This is a genomic window from Rhodococcus gordoniae, assembly GCF_001646655.1.
GTDB lineage: Bacteria > Actinomycetota > Actinomycetes > Mycobacteriales > Mycobacteriaceae > Rhodococcus > Rhodococcus gordoniae.
Genome location: NZ_LPZN01000058.1, coordinates 1 through 7194, shown reverse-complemented (window position 1 = coordinate 7194; position 7194 = coordinate 1). Strand labels below are relative to the sequence as shown.

4 protein-coding genes are annotated in these 7194 nt (G+C 72.8%); 2 read left to right on the top strand and 2 right to left on the bottom strand.

Annotated elements, in window-relative coordinates:
• Positions 1-56 precede the first annotated feature (56 nt).
• Both A8G18_RS19505 and A8G18_RS19500 read right to left on the bottom strand, forming a co-directional pair.
• Positions 57-398, bottom strand: a complete 342-nt coding sequence (locus A8G18_RS19505; RefSeq protein ID WP_016934115.1) for an MGMT family protein — start codon at positions 396-398, stop codon at positions 57-59.
• Positions 399-401: 3 nt separating this feature from the next.
• Positions 402-1211, bottom strand: coding sequence for an alpha/beta fold hydrolase (locus A8G18_RS19500; protein WP_064065180.1), 810 nt, complete (start codon positions 1209-1211; stop codon positions 402-404).
• A 134-nt stretch (positions 1212-1345) separates the two neighbouring features.
• Here A8G18_RS19500 and A8G18_RS19495 point away from each other — a divergent pair, with 134 nt between their 5' ends.
• Both A8G18_RS19495 and A8G18_RS19490 read left to right on the top strand, forming a co-directional pair.
• A complete protein-coding gene (locus A8G18_RS19495) occupies positions 1346-4663 on the top strand; it encodes an ATP-dependent helicase (protein WP_172506115.1) in 3318 nt (1105 codons plus the stop codon).
• On the top strand, positions 4660-7194 hold a 2535-nt coding region (locus A8G18_RS19490), incomplete at its 3' end, for an ATP-dependent helicase (protein ID WP_064065181.1). The genes A8G18_RS19495 and A8G18_RS19490, both read left to right, overlap by 4 nt.

The following is a 7194-nucleotide window of genomic DNA, read 5'->3' as shown; positions in this document are numbered from 1 at the left end:
CGGCGGTCGGGCAGATTCCGGTCGATCTGCTCCGGCAGTGGGCCAGGGGACCGGATCTACTCGTCGTCTGCGCGTGGCTCGTCGCCGTGCTCGCGTGAGCCGTGCGGGAACCGGTGGCGTGCCCGGGACAGGTCGACCCTGTCGCCGGAGATCGGGACGCCTTCGAGTTCGAGGCGTGCGAGCTGCCGTCGGGCGATGTGCGCGGCCGGTCGCCCGGAGGCCGGGACCACGCGATGCCACGGCAGGTCGGCGGAATCGGTCCGCATGATCCAGCCCACCGTCCGCGCACTCGACAGGCCCGCAGCGGCGGCGATGTCGCCGTAGGTCACGACCTGCCCCGCCGGCACGGAGGCCACGAGTTCGCGGACCCGTTCGATCTGCTCGTCCGTGGTGGCCACCGGCTACACCATCCGGGCCACGAGTTCGGCGATCTCGGCGGGACGCGCCTGGTCGATCATGTGGTCGCAGTCGAATTCGAGCACGGTCAGGTCGTCGCCGAGCCGCTCCGCGAGGTCGCGACGGAAGTCCGCCGTGGTGTACGGGGGCTGCACCTTCCCGGCCCGCACGAGGATCGTCGGGATGCCGGACGGCGGCAGGACGGGTTCGCGGGCGAGCTCGCCCCACGAGGTGACCAGGGCCGGTACGCACACCCGCCAGCCGACGCGCCCCGAGTCCAGCTTCACGAGATGTTCGGCGATCTCCTCGTCGAGCAGCTCGGATGCCACCTCACTCCAGTCGCCGTGGACCTTCTCCGCACGGGCTTCGGCCTCGTCCGTGTAGTCGGGATGACGGTGGGTGAGGTCGGCGATCTCGAGCATCCGGCCGGCCGGGAGACCGATCGCCGGGTCGAGGAGCACCAGCGCCCGCACCCGGTCGGGCACCGCGGCGGCCAGGTGCAGCGCGAGGGCGCCGCCGAACGAATGCCCCACCACGGTGACGGGACCGGTGGTATGCGCGTCCAGCACCGCCGTCAGGTCGGCGACGTGGGCTTCGAACGACCAGGGGGGAGTCCACGGGGAGCGTCCGTGTCCGCGCAGGTCGGGGGCGACGAACCGCAGGTGGGGTAGGTGCCGCTCCGCGAGGTTCCGCCAGCGCCGGCCGTGACCGGTGAGGCCGTGCAGCGCGAGGACCTCCGCTCCGTCGTCGGGCCCGAACAGATGGGTGTGCAGAAGCTCGGTGGCACTCACGCCGACCACTATCGCAGTCGTCATGGCGCCACGCACCGCGCACCGGACCTGTCGTACCGATCTGGTGGGATGGGGTCATGCTCGACGTCGACACCGGCATCCCCGACCTGCACCCGACCCGGGCGCAGGTCACCGACCTGCCTGCCACCGTCTCGCGCATGTCCGAACCCCATCTCCCCGATCGTGTCCGCCGTCCGGCCGCGCGTCTGGTGCGCCGGTCCGGCGAAGCGCCGGCGGCACGCGAGTGGCCCGACGACGTGCGCGTGGTGTTCGACGATGCTCCTCCCGCCCTCCGCTGGCGGCCCTGGCAGATCCTCGGCGGGCCCGGCACCGGCAAGACGTCCCTGCTCGTCGATCTCGCGGTCCATCGCATCGCGAACGGTGCCGATCCGGAGTCGGTGCTGATCCTCACCCATTCGCGGCGGGCGGCCACCGCCGTGCGCGAGGCGATCACGGCCGGTCTGATCGCCCTCGGCGACGGTGCCGTGCCCCGAGCCACGCGCGAGCCCCTCGTCCGTACCGTCCACTCGTACGCCTTCGCGGTGCTGCGACTGCAGGCGTCGGCGCACGGCAACCCGCCACCGCGTCTGATCACCGGTGCCGAACAGGACGCCGTCCTGCGCGAACTGCTGCGCGGCGACATCGACGACGGCGCCGGGATGTGGCCCGAACGGTTGCGTCCGGCGCTCGGCATGACGGGCTTCGCCGTCGAACTGCGCGATCTCATGCTGCGCGCGAACGAGCGCGGTCTCGGCCCGGAGGATCTGATCGCGCTCGGAGAGCGCCGCGGTCGGCCGGAGTGGGTCGCGGCCGGGCGTTTCGCGGAGCGGTACGAGCAGGTGATGCTGCTGCGCGGCGCCGTCGGGCTCGAAGCTCCCGAGGCCACCGCTCCCGCCCTCGACGCGGCCGAACTCGTCGGTGCGGCGCTCGCGGCGTTCGCCACCGATCCCGATCTGCTCGCCTCCGAACGTGGCCGGATCCGTCATCTGCTCGTCGACGACGCCCAGCATCTCGATCCGCAGGCCGCCGATCTCGTGCGCGTGATCGGTATCGGTACCCGCACGAGCACCATTGCGGGCGATCCCGACCAGGCCGTCTTCGGCTTCCGCGGCGCCGACACCTCCTTCCTCGAGAGCCTCGGCGAGGCCGACGGATCGCGCCGGATCGTGTTGGGCGTCCACCATCGCGCCGCTCCGGAGGTGGCGTCCGCTGCCACCGGGATCGCGCGCCGACTGCCGGGTCTGCCGCCCCACCGCGGCGTGGCCGAGCATCGCGATCCGCAGAGCGATCCCGGCCTGGTGCGGGTGGCGGTGTGCTCGTCGCAGGCCAAGGAGGCCGCGCTGGTCGCCGACACCCTGCGTCGATCCCACCTGGTCGACGGCGTGCCGTGGTCGCGGATGGCGATCGTCGTCCGGTCCGTGCCCCGGGTGCTGGCACCCCTGCGCCGCGCGCTGCTCGCGGCGGGTGTCCCGATGACGACCGCCGCATCCGAACTGCCGCTGGCCCGCCAGCACAGCGTCGCGGGGCTGCTGCTCGTGCTGCGCGCGGTGTCCGGCAGTGGCTTCGGAGGCGACGAAGCACTGGCCCTGCTGTCCGGGCCCATCGGCGGCGCCGAACCGGTCGCGCTGCGGAGACTGCGGCGTGGTCTGCGACGGGTCGAGCTCGCGTCGGGCGCGGACCGCGCTTCCGCCGAACTGCTGCGCATCCTGCTCACCGAGGGCGACGACACCGCCGAGAACGCACATCTCGTACGCGGGCTCACCGAGGTCGAGGCGGCACCGCTGAGGAAGGTGCTCGGAGTGCTGCGCAAGGCCCGTTCGGCGGCGCTGCGCGGGGGCGGTCTCGAGGACGTGCTGTGGGAGGCATGGCAGGCCACCGGACTCGAGCGGCGATGGGCCGCCGCGTCGGCCTGGGGCGGGCCGATCGGTGCGCAGGCCGACCGCGATCTCGACGGGGTCGTGGCGCTGTTCGACGCCGCCGCCGACTACGTCGACCGTCTGCCCCGCGCGCACATCGCGGGATTCGTCGACTACCTCACGGAGCAGGAGATCCCCGCTGCGGCCCGTACCCGTGTGGCCGCCGAATCCGAAGCGGTCACGGTCGTCAGCGCGCACTCCGCCGCCGGTCGCGAATGGGACGTCGTCGTGGTCGCCGGGGTCCAGGAAGGCCTGTGGCCGAGCCTGCGGGCCCGCGGCACCCTGCTCGGCATCGAAGCCCTGATCGACGCCCTCTCCGGTGCCGACGGCGGCGACGACACCGGCACGCGGCTGTCCCGCACCGCGCCGCTGCTCGCCGAGGAACGCCGACTGTTCCTCGTCGCGTGCAGCCGCGCCCGCACCCACCTCCTCGTCACCGCCGTCGACTCCGTGAGCGGCGACAGCGAACTCGTCCGCTCCCGTTTCGTCGACGAACTGCGCGCCGGCGACACCGACGCACCCGACGATCTCCTCACCGACCCGGTGCCCGACGAGGTCCGCACCCGGGTGCTGGCCCTGCCCGCCCTCGTCGCCGAACTGCGCAGCGTGGTGTGCGATCCCGAGATCGCCGCCACCGAACCCGAACGGCAGCAGCGGGCCGCCCAGCAACTCGCGCGGCTCGCACGCGCCGGGGTACGCGGCGCCCACCCCGACGAGTGGTACGGCACCGCCGATCCCAGCACCGCCGACCCGCTGTGGGATCCCGACGACGACGCGGTGCGGTTGTCCCCGTCCACGGTCGAACAGCTCACGACCTGCGCGTTGCGGTGGATGTTCGAGCGGCACGGCGGCTCCGACGGCGAGAACAGCCACGCCGTCACCGGCACCCTCGTGCACACCCTCGTCCAGGCGCTCGCCGGGCGCATCCCGCCCGACCGCATCGATCAGGCGCTCGAGAAGGCCTGGGATTCGGTCGATCTGGGTGCCGACTGGTATGCGCGACGCGAACTCGAACGCACCCGCCGCATGCTCGACACCTTCTCGACCTGGTTGCAGGGCACGCGCGGAGAACTCACGGAGATCGGCGTCGAGGTCAAGGTCGACGGCATCCTCGAACCCGACTCCGACGACAAGCCCCGGGTGCGGCTCCGCGGCCGCATCGACCGGCTCGAACGCGATGCCGAGGGCCGCCCCGTCGTCATCGACGTCAAGACCGCGAAGAACCCGGTGTCCAAGGACGCCGCGCGCGACCACGCCCAGCTCGCCGCCTATCAGGTGGCCGCGGCGGCCGGCGCGATCGAGGGCGAACCGGCCGCGACGCCCGGCGGCGCGCGTCTGGTCTTCGTGGCGAAGCCGCACAACAAGGAGGGCGCGACGCAGCGTGTGCAGCCGCCCCTCGACGAGGACGGTCTGGCGCAGTGGCGGGAGATCATCCACGACGCCGCGGCCGCGACCCGCGGTCCGCGCTTCGTCGCGAGGGTCAACGACGGGTGCCGGCACTGCCCGGTGCTGTCGAGCTGCCCGGCACACGACGAAGGCAGGCAGGTGACCGGAGAATGAATGCACCACGGGTGAGTGCGACGCGCCTCGCGGATGCACTGGGACAGCTGCCCCCCACGACGGAGCAGGCGGCGGTCATCGAGGCGCCGCCCGGGCCGATGCTGGTCGTGGCGGGCGCCGGTGCCGGCAAGACCGAGACGATGGCGGCCCGCGTGGTGTGGCTCGTCGCGAACGGGATCGTCGAACCCGAGCAGGTGCTGGGCCTGACCTTCACCCGCAAGGCCGCGCAGCAGCTCACAGCCCGCATCCGGGCGCGACTCGCCAAGCTCGCCGGGTCGGCGCTGCTCCGCGACCTCGACCCGAGCGGTGGTTTGCGTGCCCGGATCCTCGGCAGCGAACCCGAGGTGAGCACGTATCACGCGTACGCCGGTCGCCTGCTCACCGAGCACGGTCTGCTGCTGCCCATCGAACCGTCGGCGACCCTGCTGTCCGAGACCGAGCTGTGGCAGGTTGCGCACCGCGTGGTCAGCTCGTGGGACGGCGAGCTCGACACCGACCGCAATCCCGCGTCGGTGACCGAGGCCGTGCTCGCCCTGTCCGGTCAGCTCGCCGAACACCTCGTCGAACCGGATCGGCTGCGCGCCGCCCACGTCGAACTCGAACAGCTCGTGCACACCCTCCCGCCCGGCCCGGGGCAGCGGGGAGCGCCGTCGAAGACCCTGCTCGGCTACCTCGACACCCAGCACGCGCGTCTGCAGTTGCTTCCGCTCGTCGAACGGCTGTCCGAGACCCTGCGTCGCGAAGGCGCCCTCGACTTCGGCAGCCAGATGTCGCTCGCCGCGCGGGTCGCCCGCGACCATCCCGAGGTGGGCGCCGGCGAACGGAGCCGGTTCCGGGCCGTGCTGCTCGACGAGTACCAGGACACCGGGCACGCCCAGCGCGTCCTGCTCGCCGCGTTGTTCGGCGGCGGCGCCGATCCGGGCCTCGCGGTGACCGCGGTGGGCGATCCCATGCAGTCCATCTACGGCTGGCGCGGGGCGTCGGCCGCCAACCTGCCGCGCTTCGCAAGCGACTTCCCGGCGTCCGACGACGGGCCGGCGCCCACCCGCGAACTGCTCACCAGCTGGCGCAACCCGCCGCAGGCCCTCGAACTGGCGAACGTCTCGTCCGAACCCCTGCGCGATCGGGGGGTGCCGGTCAGCCGGTTGCGTCCCCGTCCCGACGCGGCCGCCGGCGACGTCCGGCTCGCGCTGCACCCCGATGTCGCGACCGAACGCGACTGGGTGGCCGACCGGATCGCCGCCGAGTACGCCGCTGCACGCGAGGACGGGCGGACACCGCCGACGGCAGCGGTCCTGGTCCGCCGCAACGCCGACGCGGCGCCGATCGCCGAGGCGCTGCGCGCCCGCGACCTGCCGGTGGAGGTCGTCGGCATCGGCGGACTACTGCACACACCGGAGGTCGCCGATGTGCTCGCGATGTTGCGGCTGGCGGCGGATCCGCTCGCCGGAAGCGCGGCGGTGCGGGTGCTCACCGGTGCCCGCTGGCAACTCGGGGCCGCCGACCTGAAGGCACTGTGGGAGCGCGCTCAGGAACTGGCCATCGCGGGCCGCTGGGGTGTCACCGGTGCGGTGACCGACCCCGGCGCCCTCGAGGACGCACTCGATTCGGCACTGCCCGGCGAACATGCCGACCAGGCCGGACTCGCCGACGCGATCTCCGATCCCGGCGACAGCCACCGTTACTCGAAGTTCGGATACGCGCGCATCGTCGCGCTGGGCCGCGAGTTGACCTCTCTGCGGGAGCGGCTCGGTCAGCCCCTCACCGAACTGGTGGCCGAGGTCGAGCGCGTGCTCGGTATCGGCATCGAGACCGAGGCCCGCGTGGGCAGCCGGCGCGGCGTCGCCGGCCGCGAACATCTCGACGCGTTCGCAGGGGTGGTCGCGTCCTATGCGGGGCGCACCAACGCGACCCTTCCCGGTCTGCTGACCTACCTGGCGGCCGCGGAGGAGATCGAGCAGGGTCTCGCGCCCGGTGAGGTGGAGGTCGATCCCGATCGCGTGCAGGTCCTCACCGTCCACTCGGCGAAAGGCCTCGAATGGGAGGTCGTCGCGGTCCCGCACGTCGCGGCGGGAGTCTTCGCGTCCTGGCACGGATCCACGAGCGAACTGCCCCCGCATCTGCGTGGCGATCGGGTGCTGCCCGACGACGATCCGGGGAGCACCGACGGTGTGCCCGTGCTCGATCTCGGCGACGTCGCCGATCGCAAGATGCTCGAGCGGGCCGTCGACGCCCACAAGGACGCCCTCAAACGGCGCAAGCTCGACGAGGACCGCCGTCTGTTCTACGTCGCCCTCACCCGCACCGAACGAGCCCTGTTCGTCTCCGGCCATCACTGGGCCGACACCGGCTCCGAACCGAAGGGACCCTCGCCCTTCCTCGAGGAACTGCACGGGATCGTCACGGCGCGACCCGAGCTCGGTTCGATCGATCATTGGGCGCCGGAACCCGAACCCGAGCAGGAGAACCCTCTCACGGCGTCACCGCGCAGCGCGCTGTGGCCGCGCGACCCGCTCGGCGCCCGGCGCGGC

What these genes read in the sequence shown, in the direction of transcription:
- A8G18_RS19500 (WP_064065180.1), bottom strand. Translation starts at nt 1,211, where the DNA reads ATGACGACTGCGATAGTGGTCGGCGTGAGTGCCACCGAGCTTCTGCAC.
- A8G18_RS19495 (WP_172506115.1), top strand. Translation starts at nt 1,346, where the DNA reads ATGTCCGAACCCCATCTCCCCGATCGTGTCCGCCGTCCGGCCGCGCGT.